Consider the following 16336-nt stretch of genomic DNA (forward strand, 5'->3'; position numbering starts at 1 on the left):
TCGAGACGGCCCGCCTGAGCGGGCCGTCCGTAACGTCTTGGCGAAAGGTTCAGCGGCTGGCGGTGCGCAAAAGCTTGCACAGTTCGCGCAGGTCGCTTTCGAATGCCATCGGGTTGGACAGCACCATCTTGCAGCGCTTCACATAGGCAGCCACCTGGGCTTGCGACATGCCGCCGATGACGCCTGGGTTGATTCCCGGGCCGCCGGGGCCGCCAGGTCCGCCGGGGCCACCAGGACCTCCGGGTCCGCCGGGACCGGCAATGCCGGGTCCGCCGATGTTGACGCCGATGTCGGCGAGCGTGTTGCCGCCGAGGCCGACATTGGCATTGACGCCGGCCAGACCCTGATTGCCGCCGACATTGGCGCTGGCATTGGCGGTCAGGCCGCTGCTGCCGCCGACCGACGCATTGGCCTTGGCATCAGCCAGGCCCTTGCTGCCGCCGACATCGGCGTTGACGTCTGCATTGACGCCGCCCGAACCACCGACGGTTGCACCGACATCGACGCCAAGTCCTCTTGAATTGCTGTTACCGATGTCGACAGAGACGCCGAGGCCCTTGCTACGGTCGCCGATGTCCAGGGCGCTGGCTGGCGCGCAGAGCGCCGCAAAAACGATACCACCCGCCAGTGTCTTGGCAATTGCCTTCGATATACCAGTCATGGAAGTCTCCCTGTGGTTGCCGGTCCCAGCACCCAGCCTTGAGACTGGCTGCCGGCATAGTAACGAACCCAAGTGGCAATAAGTTTCACCTACCCCCTAGACGTCATCAACTTTTTTACTGCTCACCATGAATTGCGTTACATGAAGCAGTAGACGATCGAATCCTTTTGATTATGTTCGTTGAAAGCATAAAATTTTATGCAATTTAGGCGAATGCTCTACCGTCTTCGGTGCGCTGGAAGTAAATGAGATCGAGAGCTACGGACGGGCGCCCGAGAACTGTCAGGATCATGTGCGCCTGGCCGCGATGATGCGTCTGGTGGTTGAAAAGGTGCATCAGGGCCGGCGCCAGCCGCTGCGAGATGGTGCGCATGTCGGTGATGGTCATGTAGGTGAAGCGCCCGGTGAATGCCTTGTCGCCGAGCGAGCCGATCCACTCGACGATGCGCCTGTCCTCAGCCTGGCGCGCGGCGCGCAATCTGTCGAAATCGGCATGGATGATGGCATCGAGCTGAGATGGCGCGTCGCCCTCGCCGGTGAAGCGCTTCAGCCAGACCCGGTCGGCGACCAGCAGATGATTGAGCGTCCCTTTCATCGACTTGAAGACGGCGCCGGTGTCGCGCTCATAGTCTGCCACGTCGAGTTCGGCTGCTGCCTCATAGATGCGCTCGTTGGCCCATTGATTATAGGCAGCCAACATCATGAAATGCTGTTTCATCCGATATTCCCTGAATGCTTCGAAAATCGTCCTCTTACTACAGCCCATCGGGAACAGCCGCCAATGACCATTCTCCTCTACGACCTCGTCGGCAGCGATATGACGCGCCCGTTCAGCCCGCATTGCTGGAAAGCGGCGATGGCTTTGGCACATAAGCGGTTGGACTTCAGCACCGTGCCGACGCGTTTCCTCGAGGTGCCCAGGATCGAGGGCGGTGTGTCGAACACCGTGCCGGTCATCCGCGACGGCGACACGGTCACGTCAGATTCCTTCGCCATCGCGCTTTATCTCGAACAGGCCTATCCCGACAGGCCGTCGCTGTTTTCAGGCGCCGGCGGCGAGGCCCATGCCCGCTTCATCGAGCGCTGGTCGCAGCTGACAATCCATCCTTATATCGGTGCCGCCGCGTTGACCGCCCTTCACGGCATGCAGGACGAGGCCAACGCCGCCTATTTCCGCGTGAGCCGCGAGACACGTTTCGGCAGGACGCTCGAAGAGGTCAGCTCGGCACGCGATGCCGTGCTCCAGGGCTTCAGGGCGTCGCTCGAACCGCTGCGCAGCATGCTCACCTACCAGCCGTGGATCGGCGGCGATCGCCCGCTGTTTGCCGACTACATCGTGTTCGGCGCGCTGCAATGGGCCCGCATCGCCACGCCCTACCAGGTGCTCGACGCGGCCGACCCGATCGCCGCCTGGTTCGGCCGTTGCCTCGAGCTCCATGACGGCCTTGCCGGCCGTGTGGCTGCGGCGGCCTAGCCCCTTGGCAATGCGGCGGGCGGCCTGTATAGAGCCCGCCACACTGCAAATCCCAGAAATCACAAGGACCAGACATGGCGATCGAACGCACATTTTCGATGATCAAGCCGGACGCAACCCGCCGCAACCTGACCGGCGCCATCACCAAGATGCTCGAAGACGCCGGCCTGCGCGTCGTCGCTTCGAAGCGCGTCTGGATGAGCCGTCGCGAGGCCGAAGGCTTCTACGCCGTGCACAAGGAACGCCCCTTCTTCGGCGAGCTGGTCGAGTTCATGTCGTCGGCTCCGACCATCGTCCAGGTGCTCGAAGGCGAGAACGCCATCGCCAAGAACCGCGAAGTGATGGGCGCCACCAATCCGGCAAACGCCGCCGAAGGCACCATCCGCAAGGTCCACGCCCTGTCGATCGGCGAAAACTCGGTGCACGGCTCGGACGCCCCCGAGACCGCCGCTGAAGAGATCGCCTACTGGTTCTCGGGCACCGAAATCGTCGGCTGATCCGGCCGTCGAACAGCGGCTGACAAGTTGCTGATTTAGAATCGAAAAGCCGGGGTGGGAACGCCCCGGCTTTTTGTTTGGGCCGCGTGTCCGGAACCCAAATGGCCGGGGTGCACGCCCCGGCTTTTGCCCGGTTCCAGGCGGTGACGCCTGATATAAGCTGCCGGCGATCGAGCGCGCGATGGTCGCCGCTTTTCACGCCGCTGCCGTTTCGCTAGCCTGGCCGAATGGATGTGCTGGATTGGTTTTCACAGTGGTATGATGCGCAGTGCGACGGCGATTGGGAGCATGGCTTTGGTGCTTCCATCGGCACGATCGACAATCCGGGCTGGTCGTTGAAGATCGACCTCAAGGGGACCGATTGCGATGGACGGACGCTTGACCGGATCACGCACAACGACGCCCATGACACCGACTGGTGGACGTGCTGGACCGAGGACAATGTGTTTCGCGGCGCCGGCGGCCCCCGCCACCTCAGCTCGCTGCTTGAAACCTTTCGGGACTGGGCGACCCGCTGATGCGGCGCATGCCGGCTTCTGGCCGACGTCTCGCCGACCTGGCCTGTCATCGATTGCCGAAACCCTGACAAGGCAGGCATGCCGACATGATCTGACTGGAATGGCACAGGCCGCCGCCCCCGCCCCAGAGATTTCAGCTGCGTTATCAACGGTTTGTCGGGGTTTCAGGCGAAACCGATTCAATCAGCTGCGAAACTGATTCAGCTTGCCGCGGCAAAACGCAATATGTCCTTGCCGTCCTTGTCGGCCAGCACAAGCTTGCCCTCGACGATCCTGAAGCTGGCAGTGCGCTCCAGCGCCTGATGGAAGCTGTGTTCCTGGTCCATCACCGCCTGCTCGCAGGCTATCTCGGTCGAGCCGATCTGGCCGAAGGCCACCTTGTCGCCGTCGACCTTGGCGCTGCCGAAGAAGCCGTTGCAGCCGCCGCGACCGGAGACCTTGCCGTCCTTGCCGATGCGCAATGTCGGCCTGGCCTTGTCGTGGGCGGCCGCGCCGTCGATCGCCTCGGCAACCCAGTCGCGGTCGAAAATCGTGACGTCTTCGGCAGTGCTGGACTGGCGGACCATCTTGACCTGGATCGTCTGCGGTCCCGCCGTCAGCGGATCGAGCGCATGCCTGATATCGTTGGTGAACCAGAGCTGGTCATCGACGCTGATGCGCGCCTGCAGCGCGTAGGTCATGTTGGTCTTGATCGCGGTGGGATCGAAGGGGATGGCGAACCTGATCGGCACCTGGCCTGCCGGATCGATCTTCTGCGCGCCGAGGATCTTTGCCGGCGCGTCGGCCAGCGAGACGTCGGCAAGCTGCACCTCGAGCACCGCATTCGCAGGCAAGGCGATGCGCTGGGGATAGACCACCTCGCCGGTGACAAGGGTTTCGTCAGCGGTGGCCAGGGTCGGAACGGCCATCATGCCGACCAGCAGCGGCGTCATGCCGAACATCAGGAATTCCGCGAGTTTGCCGAGCACGGTTGCCTCTCCGTTTCAGGTGTTGCCAGGGCGCGCGACGCGCCGTCCATCTGCCCCCCGAGGCTGCGAAGCCGCGGGGCATCAGCGCCAAAACTACGAAGGCCAAAACTACCAAGGAATACGGTGGTTCGATGGCCGCCGAGAGCAATCGCGGCCGGCATCGCTCAGGACTTCGCCCAGCGGGCGGCGGCGGCGTCGTCGCTGTCCTTGGCGTCGACCCAGCTGCCCTCGCTGCCGTCGACAAGATGTTCCTTCTTCCAGAACGGGGCGCGCGACTTGAGATAGTCCATCAGGAAGTTCGCGGCGTCGAAGGCGGCCTGCCGGTGCCTGGAGGCGGTGACCACCAGCACGATGTTCTCGCCGGGCCTGATCTTGCCGAAGCGATGGATGGCGGTGATGCCGGCCAGCGGCCAGCGTGCCAGAGCCTCTTGGGCGATGCGGGTGATCTCGGCCTCGGCCATGCCGGGATAATGTTCGAGCTCAAGTGCGGCGAGCGTGCCGGCCTCGTCGCGGCAGAGGCCGGTGAAGGTGACGACGGCGCCGACATCCGCTTTGCCCGCCGATATCAGCGCGATCTCGGCGGCGACGTCGAAGTCGCCGGCCTGGATGCGCACCACAGGCACGACGCTCATGGGGTCAGCCGCCCGTCATCGGCGGAAACAGCGCGATCTCGCGCGCGCCGCCGATCTCTTCGCGGTGGTCGACATGTTCCTGGTTGATCGCGACCCGGATCACCTCGGGGTGCTGCAGCGCGCTTTCGAATTCCTCGCCGCGCGACTTGAGCCACATCAACAGGTCACGGACCGTCCTGACCTCGGCGGGCAGCTCGACCTCTTCCTCGGCCTTGCCGATCCGCTCGCGCACCCAGGCGAAATAGATGAGCTTGGTCATGGTCTCACTCGTCCATGATGTGTTTCAGGCCGGCACGGAAATAGTCATAGCCGGTATAGAGCGTGACAAGGGCGGCGATCCACAACAGCACAAGGCCGATCTGGGTGGTCAGCGGAAAGATCTTGTCGCCGGCCGGGCCGGCCAGCAGGAAGGCGATGGCCACCATCTGGATAGCCGTCTTCCACTTGGCAAGCTGGGTCACCGGCACGCTGACCTTGAGTGCGGCAAGATATTCGCGCAGGCCCGAGACCAGGATTTCGCGGCACAGGATGATGATCGCGGCCCACAGCGACCAGCCGGCGATGCCGCCGCGATTGTCGGTGTCGGCGGCGAGCAGAAGCAGGCAGGTGGCGACAAGCAGCTTGTCGGCGATCGGGTCGAGCATGCGGCCGATGTTGGAGGTCTGCTTCCAGGCGCGGGCCAGATAGCCGTCGAGATAGTCGGTGATGCTGGCGACGACGAAGATCGCCAGCGCGCTCCAGCGGGCGAAGTCGGACGATTGCAGCCGGCCTTCGAGGAAGAAGCAGAGCACGACCATCGGCACGGCAAGAATGCGGGCATAGGTCAGCATGTTGGGCAGATTGAATGCGCGCTGGGCCATGGTTTCTTATGCTCTTTCGTCTGCCGTAGTGAAATCAGAAGGCGGGCTTGGGGGTCAACTGTCTAGAGATAGCCCGGGCAGGCGCCGGACGACAATTCCCGTTGATCACCCATTATCGTGAAAATGGTTGTAAACAAGGCGCGCGATGGATTCCGAGATGCCTTCGACGGCCATCAGGTCGTCGACGGCCGCCCGGCTGACCGCCTTGGCGGTGCCGAAGGCGAGCAGCAGCGCGCGCTTGCGGCTCGGGCCGATGCCGCCGATCTCGTCGAGCGGGTTCTTGACCATTTCCTTCTTGCGCCGCGCCCGGTGCGAACCGATGGCGAAGCGGTGCGCCTCGTCGCGCAGGCGCTGGACGAAATAGAGCACGGGGTCGCGCACCGGCAGCGAGAACGACTCCTTGCCCCTGACGAAGAAACGCTCGCGTCCGGCCTCGCGGTCCTGGCCCTTGGCGACGCCGATCGCCACCACGCGGTCCTCGATGCCGAGCTCGGCCAACATGGCGCGCACCGCCGTCATCTGGCCCTGGCCGCCGTCGATCAGGATGACGTCGGGCCAGGCCGGAAACGCGCCCGTATCCTCGATACCCGCATCCTGATCCATGGCGGCCTCGTCCGCCCCTGGCTGGTCGCCGCCATGCTCCTTGAGCAGCCGCGAAAAGCGCCGCGTCATCACCTCGCGCATCATGCCGAAATCGTCGCCGGGGGTGATGTCGGTCGAGCGGATGTTGAACTTGCGGTACTGGTTCTTGACGAAGCCTTCGGGGCCGGCGACCACCATGCCGCCGACGGCATTGGTGCCCATGATGTGCGAGTTGTCGTAGACCTCGATGCGCACCGGCGGCTTGTCCAGCCCGAAGGTCTGGGCAAAACCTTCGAGCAGCCGCGCCTGGGTCGAGGTTTCCGCCAGCCGGCGGCCGAGCGCCTCGCGGGCGTTCTGCACGGCATGGTCGACGATGTCCTTCTTTTCGCCGCGCTGCGGCACCGAGATCGCCACCTTGTGGCCGGCGCGGGTCGACAGCGCCTCGGCCAGCAGTTCCTGCTCCTCGACGGCATGCGACAGAAGGATCGCCCGCGGCGACGGCTTGTCGTCATAGAACTGGGCCAGGAACGAGCCCAGCACCTCGGCCGCCTCCAGCGACGGGTCGGCCTTGGGGAAATAGGCGCGGTTGCCCCAGTTCTGGCCGGTGCGGAAGAAGAACACCTGGATGCCGGTCTGGCCGCCCTCCTGGTGGATGGCAAAGACGTCGGCCTCGTCGATGGTCTGCGGGTTGATGCCCTGGTGGCTCTGGACATGCGACAGCGCCGCCAGGCGGTCGCGATAGATGGCGGCGCGCTCGAAATCGAGACCTTCAGCCGCCTGCTGCATCTGGCCGGAAATCTCCGTCTTCACCTTCTGGCTGCGGCCGGAGAGGAAGTCCTTGGCCTCCTGCACCAGCTCGTCATAGCCCTCGCGCGAAATCTCGCCGGTGCAGGGTCCGGCGCAGCGCTTGATCTGGAACAGCAGGCACGGCCGCGTGCGGTTGTCGAAGAAGCTGTCGGTGCAGCTGCGCAACAGGAAGGCGCGCTGCAGCGAGTTGATGGTGCGGCCGACCGCCTGCGCCGAGGCGAACGGGCCGAAATAATCGCCGCCCTTGCGCGAGCGCGCGCCGCGATGCTTGTAGATGCCGGGTGCCGTGTGGTCGCTGGTCAGCATGATGTAGGGAAACGACTTGTCGTCGCGCATCAGGACGTTGAAGCGTGGCCTCAGGCGCTTGATCAGGTTTGCTTCGAGCAGCAGCGCCTCGATCTCGGTGCGGGTGACGACGAACTCCATCGTCGCCGTCTCGCGCACCATCTTGCCGATGCGGTTGGTGTGGAAGCGCCCCTGCGCGTAGTTGGTGACGCGCTTCTTCAGGCTGCGCGCCTTGCCGACATAGAGCACGTCGCCCGCCGCATTCATCATGCGGTAGACGCCGGGCGCATTGGGCAGCCGCTTGACCAGCGTCTGGATCACCTCGGCGCCGACCATGCCGTCGGCATCGCCGGCATGCGCGGTCCAGTCTATGGCGGTGAAAGGCAGGTCCGGACCGGAGGCTGCGACGATCTCGTCCGCCGCCTCGTCGTCATCGAGCTCGGCTTCGGGCATGTCTTCGGCAGCCTTGCCGCCCTTGCGGAGGCTTGTGCCAGTATCGGAATGACGTGGGCTCATTCCACAATGCCTGTCACGTCAGGCGTCTGCCAGGCAAGATGCTGGCCGCCGTCCAGCGCGATCATCTGGCCGGTTATCGAGCGCGACTGCCAGAGATAGCGGATGGTGGCGCCGAACTCGCCGAGGGCGGGACCGTGCTTGAGGATCAGCCCGTCGAGCTGGGCGGCGAAGGCTGCCGCATCCTGGCGCGCGCTCGGCAGCGTCGGGCCGGGGCCGATGGCATTGACGCGAATCCTCGGCGCCAGCGCCTGCGCCATCGTCCTGGTCGCCGCCCACATCGCCGCCTTCGACAGCGAATAGGAGAAATAATGCGGTGTCGGCTTGAGCACGCGCTGGTCGATCATGTTGACGATCAGGCCGTCCGTCCCCTCGGGCAAAGCGGCGGCGAAGTTCTTGGCCAGCAGCGCCGGCGTCTTCACATGCAGGGCGAAATGCCTGTCCCACACCTGCCAGTCGAAATCGGTCACCGAATCGACCTCGAACACCGAGGCATTGTTGACCAGCACAGAGATCAGCCCGAGCGCGGCCGTCGCATCGGCGACCAGGCCGTCCACCGAGACCATGTCGGCAAGGTCGGCCTGCACGACGACGGCACGCCCGCCGCCAGCAGTGATAGTGGCGGCGAGATCATCGGCGGCCTTGCGCGCGTGATTGCAATGGATGGCGACGCCGAAGCCATGCGCGGCAAGGTCTTCGACGATGGCGCGGCCGATGCGCTTGGCCCCACCCGTCACCAGCACATTGCCCGCCATCTCAGCCATCCCAGTCCTCTCATGCTGTCTGCCAGCTTCCGCGCGGGCAGCTTTCGGCTACCCCTTGGTAACCTCTGTAAAAAGCCGTTCATCGATCCGGCGGCAATGTGGCGAATGCCCGGGATACCGCCTCAAATCATGCCCGCGAAGCAGGCTTGCATGCGAGATATAGAACGGCCAACGCCTTGTACCAAGCGGCTTCAGGCAGAGGACTGGCAAAGCTCCTGACACGGCTGTTGCAGCGATGCAACGTCACGCTTCAGCCTCATTTGCGCCGGGCAATCACCCAACTTCAGGTTCGGTTCAGCCGCATTTCGACCCGACATTCGGAACCGTTCGGCGCCCAGCCCGTTTCTCCCCCCGGACGGGCTAGGGGCGCCAGTTGAAAAAGAGCCAGTGTATCGTTGGCTTAAGGAGTAAAACAATGACTGCCATTCTCAAGCACGCTCGTCCGCTCGCTGCGGCGTTCGGCCTTGTCGCGCTGGCTTCGATGCCTTCGTTCGCTGCCGACGTCGTCATGGAAGAGCCGCCGGCACCTGCCGCGCCGATGGAACAGCCCCCGCTCAACACCTGGTCCGGCCCCTATGCCGGTGTGACGCTCGGCTACGGCTTCAGCGGTGAAGCCGACGCTGCCGGCAACAAGATCAGCACCAGCGGCTTCCTCGGCGGTGCGTTCGCCGGTTACAACTACCAGATGGACAACTTCGTCCTCGGCGCCGAAGGCGACCTCGGCTACAGCGGCGTCGAAGGCGACAATGCCGGCACCTCGGTCAAGAACGGCTTCGAAGGCTCGCTGCGCGCCCGTCTCGGCTATGTCGTGACCCCTGACATCCTGCTCTATGCCACCGCCGGTGGTGCTGGCGCACAGGTCAAGGCAACGCAGGGCGGCATCGAAGACAAGAACACCATGCTCGGCTGGACCGCCGGCGTCGGCACCGACGTCAAGCTCACCGAGCAGGTCTTCGGCCGCGTCGAGTACCGCTACACCGACCTCGGCACCGACACCTTCGCGCTGGGCGCAGGCAACACCGAGATCTCGAACAAGGATCACCGCATCCAGTTCGGCGTCGGCATGAAGTTCTGATCCCTGGGGATCAGCACACACGAAAAAGCCGGGCTCGCGCCCGGCTTTTTTGTTGGTTGAAGCTTCGAGCGGAATGCTCGTCGGGGAGCGCTCGAATGGAGTAGCCGTCTCGCCGATGATCCTTTACAGGGCGGGCCATATCGACCGGCACGTTCTTCGCAAGTTCTTCCAAATCCCGCGCCGCGCCGATCAGTTGGTGCCGCGACCACATCTCGATGATGGCCCGTCCGAAGTAGTAAGCGGCAGAGACGGTGACCGCATTGGCCGCCAGTCGCACGACATAGGTACACAGCGTCATCTCACCGATCCTCAGGCTGGCCGGAATGTGCGGCTTGATCGGTATCGGGTTGGCGCCCCTGCCCTCGGCGATTATCGTGCCGATGATCTCGAACAGTTGAGAATGAACCCGCTCCGCGAAAGCTCGGGTTTGAGGAAGCCGGCAACACGCCAGTAGGCGTCATTCGAGGTGAGGAGAGCGCCGAGAAGGGCCGGTTCTGATTCAAGGGCATCGGACAGAACTTCGCGAAACGAGCCAGAGTGCGCGTTTATGCTGACCTCGCGTAGCGCGTTGACTGCGTGCTATTCTTTGCGTGCAATCGTTATGAGCCAAGCGAGCTACCGGGTCGCCCTGACAGACGACCGTTAAAGTGTCTGGCGTCGCCGATAGCGGCGATCATCGATCAGCGCCTTTACGACCACTCCTGCTGTGCAAAACAATCCGCCCCCCACGAACCAGCCTACCGGCCCCAAAAGCCATCCGGCGAGGACAACCCCGCAGCAGAGCGCTAGAAGGACCCCAATTGCTATGAAGTAGAGTTTGCCGTCAGACATAACGCGAAGAGTAACACCTTCTCCACAGGCGGTAATATCACCCCGCCCGCTTAACGGGTGCCCTTTGATCCAGAAGTTCAGGGAGGTGCCGGGGCTTGGCATCGGCAGCGCGCCAGTGATTGGCGTAAGTCACCGAAGATATCTGTCCTGGGTCTGGTTCTGCCTGATTTTCGGACAGCGGGTCACCGCCACTGTTCAACCGAACAAGCTGCTTTCGGTTGAGATCGTTCGCAGTCTGTTGACAAATACGGGTAATAGCCCGGCGAAGCGTTCTGATATTCATGCCCTCGCGACTGGCGAAGTCGTTGATTGACCGGCCACCGCGCACCTTCACCCAGGCCCAAGCGTAGGCACCAAAGAAAAGCCGGGCTCGCGCCCGGGCCTTTTTGTTGCTGTTTGGACGCTGCCGGCGGTCTAGCGGCGCGCTTCCCACATGCTGTCGCTGAAGCGGCGGAGGGGGCCGAACAGGCTCTTGCGCAGGAACAGTTGGTCGCCATGGTTCGGCGGGCGCCGGACTTCGATGAAGCCATGCTGCCTGAGGAATTGACGCAGCTCCGGCTGCAGCACGCCGCCGTCATAGAAGCGCTGCAACGACACTTCGACGATCACCGCCTTGGCTTGTGCCAGCAGGCCGGTTGCGCCCTTCAGCACCAGCAGTTCCGCGCCCTGCACGTCGGCGGCGACCAGGTCGGCCTCTTCGAAGCCGTTGACCAGGGCGATGTGATCGAGCGTGTCGGTGCCGACCTCTTCGGAACCGCCGGTTTCGCTGACCTGAGGCCAGGTCTGACGGAACAGATCCGTCGCCGCGAAGATCGAGCTCGAAGCCCCCTCATTGCTGAACTGGCGCAGCACGACCTCGTCGCCTGCCTTGTCGGAAGCGAAGGCATTCACCGCGACATGGCGCGTGCCGTGTCCGGTCGGCTCTGCCAGGCGCTCGACGAGTTCCTGGTAGACGTGTGTCGAGGCCTCGACCCACAACACATCGGTCAGCCCGAGCGCCTCGTAAGCATCACGCTCCTCGCCATAATGGGCACCGACGTGGATCGCCGTCTTCAGCCCGAGGCGCGCGCACAAACCTTCGCGCAGCAGCACCAGCGGCTCCCGCGGCCTTTCGAGAACACCAAACTGGCCGAGTAACTGTCGGAACATTGTTGACCCTGTGCTGGCTGGCGGCATTGTAACGCCTGCCTCGACCGCCCATTAGACGAGACATTGCAGGTTGGATACAGCGGCGGCGAGACGGCTGTGCATAAGCTTGGTCGGCGGCCCGTGCTAGCCGGGGCCGTCCCGCCGGTGCGCGTTCGCAAGTTCCTGGCGCAGTCTTCCCGCGTCGATCGGTTGAGACCGCCGGCATGGATGGTGACCGGAGACCGGGCGTGAGCATGATCAGGGTTGCCCTGCCCTTGGCTATCATCGTGGCTATGACCTCGTAGGGCTGGCCTTGGAAGGCCCATGGCGACGTGCTGGGGATTTGGGAGGCCGGAACGCGCCAGTAGCCTCGTTCAAGGTCAGGATCGCGCCGAGCAGAGCCTGTTCAGTCAAGGGTGTCCGGCAGCGCCTCGCGGAACGTGCCAGGGTGAGCGTCGCGCCCATTACCGACGAACGAGAAAATTCTGGGTAAGACCTGCCATTAATTGCCGGCGCCATTGCTGACGCACTAGTAAGCTGAATGATTGCAATGGTATTCACATCAAGAAGTAGATTTTCAGCAGCATCGGGGAGGAAGAACGTGGGCAAGGAATTCTTCGCTGAATCGTATGGGGTGCGGCAGCCGTCTGCATCGCAGGAGCAAAGAAGCGCCGGAGTGCGGCAGCCCAACAACACCCCTGGCCCACGACAACCCTCACCCTCCGCACCCGCAAAGCCAGCGCCGGCCAACCCGAAGAAGTAAACAATGGCGAAGAGCAAGCGCCCCGCTTCAAAGAACGGCAAATCGCGAGTAGCGAGTGCTGCGGGAGCCCAGCTAGACTTGAAGGCTCGCGGAATGTCGATAGGCGTTCGACAACCTGCGGATCGCCGTGAAAAGCCGGCCAAGCCTCCAAAAGATGGCAAGTGACGGGAATGTTCCGAGACGTTGAAAATCTGCGTTTCAATGCGCTTAGAAATGCGCTCTATCACACGGCGAGACGACGTTTCTTTGAACTGTGGAACAGGATTTTCAATTTCGCGGTTGTCATGTTGGGTGCTGCGGCTGTCGGAGACTTGCTTAGCAAGTATGGCATAGACCAGGTTCCTGTCGGCGTTGCTGTCGCTGCCGTAGGTGCCGCTCAATTAGTCTTTGATTTTGGTCGCTCGGCACGGGACCATCAGTCCCTTCAACGAGACTACTACAATCTGCTGGCAGATATCGAACAGACCGTCGACCCCAGCGACGATAAATGCGCGGAGTGGCAAGCTAAGATGATCCGTTTCGCAGCGGACGAACCTCCAACGTATCGAGCAGTCGACGCCAAGGCTTACAACGATGCAGCGGGTGCCCTGGAATTGGATAAAGGTCAGTTTCTTCGCATTCCCTGGTGGCATCTGCTTTTGCAATGGGTGTGGACTTTCAATGGTCACGGATACAAAAAAAGCTTCCAGGGTATGAGGCAGCAATAGCATCCGAATGATGACGGCGTTGAAACACAGAGCATCATCAGGCCGCCCTCGCCTTCATCATCCTGAATGTCTGTGTGGCCTCGCCGGCTATGGCAATGCCATGTACGTCGGCAGTGTCCGCATTCTTGACGTCGACCTTGAACGCCCCACCGGTCGACCACGGCGCGCTTCCACGCTGCCCAATCAAACCCCGGCGAGCGCCCCCTGCCTAGGAAGTGTTTGCGCCACGTCGCCGACGACACCGTCTCCCATGGGATGCGATAGGCCACGTAGATCGCCACGGCGGCACGCACCAGCCCTACATCAGCCCATCCGAATTTGATTTCCACGGCCGCCGCTGGCACTAAGCGCAATCATTCGCAGCGGGCCGCCTACACCGATGACACAGCAAATCGTCACCAGCATCTATGGCGGCCTTGGCAACCAGATGTTCCAGTTCGCCATGGGACGCGCCATGGCACGGCGCAGCCGGAGCGCGCTTGTGCTCGACACCAGGTGGTTCGACAGCTCGCCCTCGGTGAGCTTCCGGCTCGGCCATTTCAACATCGGCCCGGCCGTCACCTCAGGCACGCTGCCGCCACGGCGGAGGCAAGAGCGGCTGCGTTATTATCTCTGGCACGCGCTGGGGCGGTTCCCGACCCGGGTCAGGGAAAACGGCCTCGGCTTCGATGCCGGCATGCTTGTCCCGCGCAGCAATCTCTGGCTCGACGGCTATTGGCAGTCGCAGCGCTATTTCGCCGATTGCATCGACACCATCGCCAACGATTTCCGCATCGTCACGCCGCCCAGCCCGGACAACGCCAAACACCTCGCGGCCATCGCCGCCTGCCCGGCGATCTCGCTGCATGTCCGGCGCGGCGACTATCTTCTGCCGGAGAACCAGGCGCTGTTTGCCGCCTGCTCCAAGCAGTATTACGCCAAGGCCGTGGATCAGATGATCGCGAAGATGACGGAGGAGCCGGTCATCTATGTCTTCTCGGACGATCCCAGTTGGGCCCGCGACAACCTCGCCTTCCCGGTCGAGAAACGGGTGATGGGCCATAATGGCCGCGACGCCGACTATGAGGACATGCGCCTGATGAGCGCCTGCCGCCACCACATCATCGCCAATTCGAGCTTTTCCTGGTGGGGCGCCTGGCTCAACCCGTCGCCCGACAAGATCGTCATCGGGCCGGCGGCGTGGTTTGCCGATCCCACGGTCAGCAATCCCGACATCCTGCCCGATGGCTGGCTGCCCTTGTCCAATCAAGGCTGAGCGCCAGGCCCGAGCACAAGGTTTGAGCACAAGGGCTGAGCAACCGCGTCCGGCCGCAGGCTCTCAGCCTTGCGGGACGATCGCCTTCAGCTCGGGGAATTTTTCGTCGAAGCGGGCGGCCCAGCGCTTGAGGCGCGGGCGGCCCTTTTCCCACTTGCCGGGGAAGCGCAGGTCGAGATAGCCGATCGCCGCCCTGAGCGCGATCTGGCCCGTGGTGATCGCCTTGGGCAGTTTCGGCGGATTGGCGTTGAGCAGGTCGAGCGAGCGCGTCACCTTCGACCACTGCTTGTCGATCCAGGGCTGGTGAATGATCTCTTCCGGACGCCCGCGGCGTTCGTAGACGATCGCGAGCAGGCAATCGCAGATGCCGTCGGCCAGCGCCTCCAGGCGTTCGGCATCGAGGCGCTTGTCGGCGTTGCGCGGGAACAGCTTGTTGCCGGACAGCCGGTTCAGATACTGGGTGATGACGCGGCTGTCATAGATGCTCTGCCCGTCATCTGTGATCCAGACCGGGATCTTGCCGAGCGGATTGGCGTCGGTCAAAAGCGCCGGCTGCGGGCCGGTCTCGACGGTGACTGTTACAACCGGAATACCGGCATAAGCGGCCGCCATGCGGACCTTGCCGCTGTAGGGCGAAGCGGGAGAATAGAAAAGTTTCGGCATGGAGGTCCCCTTTTGCGCCGGCGACCATATCAGCACGTGCTGTTCCGGCAACATCCGGCTGCCGGAATCAGGGCGCCAGAATCGGAGTTCGCCAGAATGAGGGGCAAAAATCAGCGGCCGCGCACCGGCGGCATCACCACCTTGTCGAGCCGGCAGGCGCGGCGGTCGATCTCGGGACAGGCGCGGAAGGCGAGATCCTTGCCCAGGCAGATGCGCAGCTCGCGCAGATAGCGCCTGTCGCAGGTCACCGCGACCGCATCAGCCGGCATATCGGGATTGGACTGCAGGAAGGCGCGCTCTGCCTGGCCGGGCGCCAGCGTGCGATAGCTGGCCAGGCTCTTGAATTCCTTTGGAATTTCGATTCTGTCGCGGGCCGCCCGCAAGACCTTGAAATAGTCGTCCTGGCCAAGCCCGCTGCAGGTGCCATGCTTGCGCCATTGATGGCGGATCAGGCCGGCCGAGGGGATCAGGTCGTAGAGGCCGCGCAGCCTGTCGCTTGATACGTCGCTGATGTTTGTCGGGCAGTTCTCGGGATAACCGCGCTCATATTGCGGCCACAGGCCATGCACGACGAAGCCATAGGGGCGGCCGGCGCGGCATTGCTGGCCGTTGGCCTGCTCACCCTCGGCCTCGCAATAGCTCGGCGACCAGGACAGAGCCAGCACATAGAAGTCGAACCCTTGTCCACGCGGGACAGCCGCCTGCTGCGCCCCAGTGGCAGGTTTGTCGGCAGCCCCGGTGGCGGGCTTGCCGGCAGGCGCGGTGACGGGCTTGTCGGCAGCCCCAGTTTCAGCCTTGTCGGCGGGTTGTGACTGCTCGGCCGGCGCACAGGCGGCCAGCAAGGCAAAGGCCGCAGCTGTCAGCGCGGCCTTTACGAAATTGCGGATCATGTCAGCCCGGCTCGCCTCAGCGCAGGACGCGGCAGCGGCCGTTATAGACATACCAGCGGTCGAAGCCCGAGACGCAGAACTCGACATTGTCGCCGATCGAGGCAAAGCCCATGCCCTCCTCGATCAGGTACCAGATGTCGCGGTCAGCACCATCGGACAGAACCACAGTCGCGCCGCAATAGCGGCGGCCGATCGGATGGTTCTCGTCGGCCGGCTCGTAGCGGTGCTCGTGGATGCGCTGGAAGTCGGTGATGGCAACCTGCGGCAGGTTCGGCACGTGGCGGACCTGATAGCTGAAGCGGCTGGTGATGCGGTTGAGCACGGCAGCGTTGCCGCAGATGCCCGGATCGGAATAGTCGGCGCCGACGGAGAGGTCGGCTGCCTGGGCGGAGCCCGCGCCCGACAGGGCCGTTCCGAGGCCGATCATGACGGCAAAGATGGTGCTGGCGACGCGACTCATGGT

The 16336-nt window shown here is 63.4% G+C and carries 20 protein-coding genes; 7 read left to right on the top strand and 13 right to left on the bottom strand.

The genetic code is table 11. The features are described from left to right. Positions 1–49: 49 nt before the first annotated feature. Together HNQ95_RS14575 and HNQ95_RS14580 are read right to left on the bottom strand one after the other, a co-directional pair. A complete protein-coding gene (locus HNQ95_RS14575; protein WP_067964000.1) occupies positions 50–661 on the bottom strand; it encodes a hypothetical protein in 612 nt (203 codons plus the stop codon). Between the two features lie 205 nt (positions 662–866). Further along, positions 867–1379 (bottom strand): DinB family protein, encoded by a 513-nt coding sequence (locus HNQ95_RS14580; RefSeq protein WP_182574446.1) that lies wholly within the window; start codon positions 1377–1379, stop codon positions 867–869. A gap of 63 nt (positions 1380–1442) precedes the next feature. Between HNQ95_RS14580 and HNQ95_RS14585 the strand changes: the two genes are divergently transcribed. The 3 genes from HNQ95_RS14585 (at position 1443) to HNQ95_RS14595 (ending at position 3150) form a co-directional block, all read left to right on the top strand. Next, positions 1443–2135 carry a glutathione S-transferase family protein gene (locus HNQ95_RS14585; protein WP_182574445.1) on the top strand — a complete coding sequence of 231 codons (693 nt, stop codon included), beginning with the start codon at positions 1443–1445 and terminating at the stop codon, positions 2133–2135. 74 nt (positions 2136–2209) lie between these two features. Next, positions 2210–2632, top strand: coding sequence for a nucleoside-diphosphate kinase (ndk, locus tag HNQ95_RS14590; protein ID WP_067964005.1), 423 nt, complete (start codon positions 2210–2212; stop codon positions 2630–2632). 227 nt (positions 2633–2859) lie between these two features. Continuing rightward, on the top strand, positions 2860–3150 hold the full coding sequence (locus HNQ95_RS14595) for an immunity 53 family protein (RefSeq protein WP_067964007.1): 291 nt from the start codon (positions 2860–2862) through the stop codon (positions 3148–3150). Positions 3151–3350: 200 nt separating this feature from the next. Here HNQ95_RS14595 and HNQ95_RS14600 read toward each other — a convergent pair whose 3' ends face one another. The 6 genes from HNQ95_RS14600 to HNQ95_RS14625 form a co-directional block, all read right to left on the bottom strand. Then, positions 3351–4118, bottom strand: coding sequence for a YbaY family lipoprotein (locus HNQ95_RS14600; RefSeq protein WP_182574444.1), 768 nt, complete (start codon positions 4116–4118; stop codon positions 3351–3353). Positions 4119–4282: 164 nt separating this feature from the next. After that, positions 4283–4750 (bottom strand): molybdenum cofactor biosynthesis protein MoaE, encoded by a 468-nt coding sequence (locus tag HNQ95_RS14605; protein ID WP_182574443.1) that lies wholly within the window; start codon positions 4748–4750, stop codon positions 4283–4285. A 4-nt stretch (positions 4751–4754) separates the two neighbouring features. Further along, complete coding sequence (gene moaD / locus HNQ95_RS14610) at positions 4755–5009, bottom strand: molybdopterin converting factor subunit 1 (RefSeq protein ID WP_067964012.1); 255 nt, start codon at positions 5007–5009, stop codon at positions 4755–4757. 4 nt (positions 5010–5013) lie between these two features. Next, positions 5014–5610 carry a CDP-diacylglycerol--glycerol-3-phosphate 3-phosphatidyltransferase gene (gene pgsA, locus HNQ95_RS14615; RefSeq protein WP_067964015.1) on the bottom strand — a complete coding sequence of 199 codons (597 nt, stop codon included), beginning with the start codon at positions 5608–5610 and terminating at the stop codon, positions 5014–5016. Between the two features lie 105 nt (positions 5611–5715). Next, the gene (uvrC, locus tag HNQ95_RS14620) at positions 5716–7800 is read right to left on the bottom strand and encodes an excinuclease ABC subunit UvrC (protein WP_182574442.1); all 2085 of its coding nucleotides are present in this window, start codon (positions 7798–7800) and stop codon (positions 5716–5718) included. Continuing rightward, complete coding sequence (locus HNQ95_RS14625) at positions 7797–8561, bottom strand: SDR family oxidoreductase (protein WP_182574441.1); 765 nt, start codon at positions 8559–8561, stop codon at positions 7797–7799. Before HNQ95_RS14625 ends, uvrC begins: the two co-directional genes overlap by 4 nt. 415 nt (positions 8562–8976) lie before the next feature. Between HNQ95_RS14625 and HNQ95_RS14630 the strand changes: the two genes are divergently transcribed. Next, a complete protein-coding gene (locus HNQ95_RS14630) occupies positions 8977–9636 on the top strand; it encodes an outer membrane protein (protein WP_067964021.1) in 660 nt (219 codons plus the stop codon). Between the two features lie 10 nt (positions 9637–9646). Here HNQ95_RS14630 and HNQ95_RS14635 read toward each other — a convergent pair whose 3' ends face one another. Continuing rightward, positions 9647–9934 (bottom strand): hypothetical protein, encoded by a 288-nt coding sequence (locus HNQ95_RS14635; protein ID WP_182574440.1) that lies wholly within the window; start codon positions 9932–9934, stop codon positions 9647–9649. A gap of 597 nt (positions 9935–10531) precedes the next feature. Between HNQ95_RS14635 and HNQ95_RS14640 the strand changes: the two genes are divergently transcribed. Next, positions 10532–10780 carry a hypothetical protein gene (locus tag HNQ95_RS14640; protein WP_182574439.1) on the top strand — a complete coding sequence of 83 codons (249 nt, stop codon included), beginning with the start codon at positions 10532–10534 and terminating at the stop codon, positions 10778–10780. Between the two features lie 101 nt (positions 10781–10881). On the opposite strand, the gene HNQ95_RS14645 is transcribed toward HNQ95_RS14640, so the two are convergent. Continuing rightward, positions 10882–11616: an FkbM family methyltransferase gene (locus HNQ95_RS14645; protein WP_182574438.1), complete on the bottom strand. Its 735-nt coding sequence runs from the start codon at positions 11614–11616 to the stop codon at positions 10882–10884. Positions 11617–12519: 903 nt separating this feature from the next. Between HNQ95_RS14645 and HNQ95_RS14650 the strand changes: the two genes are divergently transcribed. After that, positions 12520–13065 carry a hypothetical protein gene (locus HNQ95_RS14650; protein WP_182574437.1) on the top strand — a complete coding sequence of 182 codons (546 nt, stop codon included), beginning with the start codon at positions 12520–12522 and terminating at the stop codon, positions 13063–13065. 379 nt (positions 13066–13444) lie between these two features. Next, the gene (locus tag HNQ95_RS14655) at positions 13445–14320 is read left to right on the top strand and encodes an alpha-1,2-fucosyltransferase (protein WP_182574436.1); all 876 of its coding nucleotides are present in this window, start codon (positions 13445–13447) and stop codon (positions 14318–14320) included. A gap of 63 nt (positions 14321–14383) precedes the next feature. Here HNQ95_RS14655 and HNQ95_RS14660 read toward each other — a convergent pair whose 3' ends face one another. The 3 genes from HNQ95_RS14660 to HNQ95_RS14670 form a co-directional block, all read right to left on the bottom strand. Continuing rightward, positions 14384–14983 (bottom strand): glutathione S-transferase family protein, encoded by a 600-nt coding sequence (locus HNQ95_RS14660; protein WP_182574435.1) that lies wholly within the window; start codon positions 14981–14983, stop codon positions 14384–14386. Between the two features lie 110 nt (positions 14984–15093). Next, positions 15094–15873 carry a ribonuclease T2 family protein gene (locus tag HNQ95_RS14665; RefSeq protein WP_182574434.1) on the bottom strand — a complete coding sequence of 260 codons (780 nt, stop codon included), beginning with the start codon at positions 15871–15873 and terminating at the stop codon, positions 15094–15096. A 16-nt stretch (positions 15874–15889) separates the two neighbouring features. Continuing rightward, the gene (locus HNQ95_RS14670) at positions 15890–16333 is read right to left on the bottom strand and encodes a hypothetical protein (protein ID WP_182574433.1); all 444 of its coding nucleotides are present in this window, start codon (positions 16331–16333) and stop codon (positions 15890–15892) included. Positions 16334–16336: the final 3 nt, after the last annotated feature.

This window comes from Aminobacter ciceronei (assembly GCF_014138625.1).
Taxonomy (GTDB): Bacteria; Pseudomonadota; Alphaproteobacteria; order Rhizobiales; family Rhizobiaceae; genus Aminobacter; species Aminobacter ciceronei.

Bases quoted from the DNA above. Each gene is read 5' to 3' on its own strand.
- HNQ95_RS14575 (WP_067964000.1), bottom strand. From the start codon at position 661: ATGACTGGTATATCGAAGGCAATTGCCAAGACACTGGCGGGTGGTATC.
- HNQ95_RS14580 (WP_182574446.1), bottom strand. From the start codon at position 1,379: ATGAAACAGCATTTCATGATGTTGGCTGCCTATAATCAATGGGCCAAC.
- HNQ95_RS14585 (WP_182574445.1), top strand. From the start codon at position 1,443: ATGACCATTCTCCTCTACGACCTCGTCGGCAGCGATATGACGCGCCCG.
- ndk (WP_067964005.1), top strand. From the start codon at position 2,210: ATGGCGATCGAACGCACATTTTCGATGATCAAGCCGGACGCAACCCGC.
- HNQ95_RS14595 (WP_067964007.1), top strand. From the start codon at position 2,860: ATGGATGTGCTGGATTGGTTTTCACAGTGGTATGATGCGCAGTGCGAC.
- HNQ95_RS14605 (WP_182574443.1), bottom strand. From the start codon at position 4,750: ATGAGCGTCGTGCCTGTGGTGCGCATCCAGGCCGGCGACTTCGACGTC.
- moaD (WP_067964012.1), bottom strand. From the start codon at position 5,009: ATGACCAAGCTCATCTATTTCGCCTGGGTGCGCGAGCGGATCGGCAAG.
- pgsA (WP_067964015.1), bottom strand. From the start codon at position 5,610: ATGGCCCAGCGCGCATTCAATCTGCCCAACATGCTGACCTATGCCCGC.
- uvrC (WP_182574442.1), bottom strand. From the start codon at position 7,800: ATGAGCCCACGTCATTCCGATACTGGCACAAGCCTCCGCAAGGGCGGC.
- HNQ95_RS14625 (WP_182574441.1), bottom strand. From the start codon at position 8,561: ATGGCTGAGATGGCGGGCAATGTGCTGGTGACGGGTGGGGCCAAGCGC.
- HNQ95_RS14630 (WP_067964021.1), top strand. From the start codon at position 8,977: ATGACTGCCATTCTCAAGCACGCTCGTCCGCTCGCTGCGGCGTTCGGC.
- HNQ95_RS14635 (WP_182574440.1), bottom strand. From the start codon at position 9,934: ATGACGCTGTGTACCTATGTCGTGCGACTGGCGGCCAATGCGGTCACC.
- HNQ95_RS14645 (WP_182574438.1), bottom strand. From the start codon at position 11,616: ATGTTCCGACAGTTACTCGGCCAGTTTGGTGTTCTCGAAAGGCCGCGG.
- HNQ95_RS14655 (WP_182574436.1), top strand. From the start codon at position 13,445: ATGACACAGCAAATCGTCACCAGCATCTATGGCGGCCTTGGCAACCAG.
- HNQ95_RS14660 (WP_182574435.1), bottom strand. From the start codon at position 14,983: ATGCCGAAACTTTTCTATTCTCCCGCTTCGCCCTACAGCGGCAAGGTC.
- HNQ95_RS14665 (WP_182574434.1), bottom strand. From the start codon at position 15,873: ATGATCCGCAATTTCGTAAAGGCCGCGCTGACAGCTGCGGCCTTTGCC.
- HNQ95_RS14670 (WP_182574433.1), bottom strand. From the start codon at position 16,333: ATGAGTCGCGTCGCCAGCACCATCTTTGCCGTCATGATCGGCCTCGGA.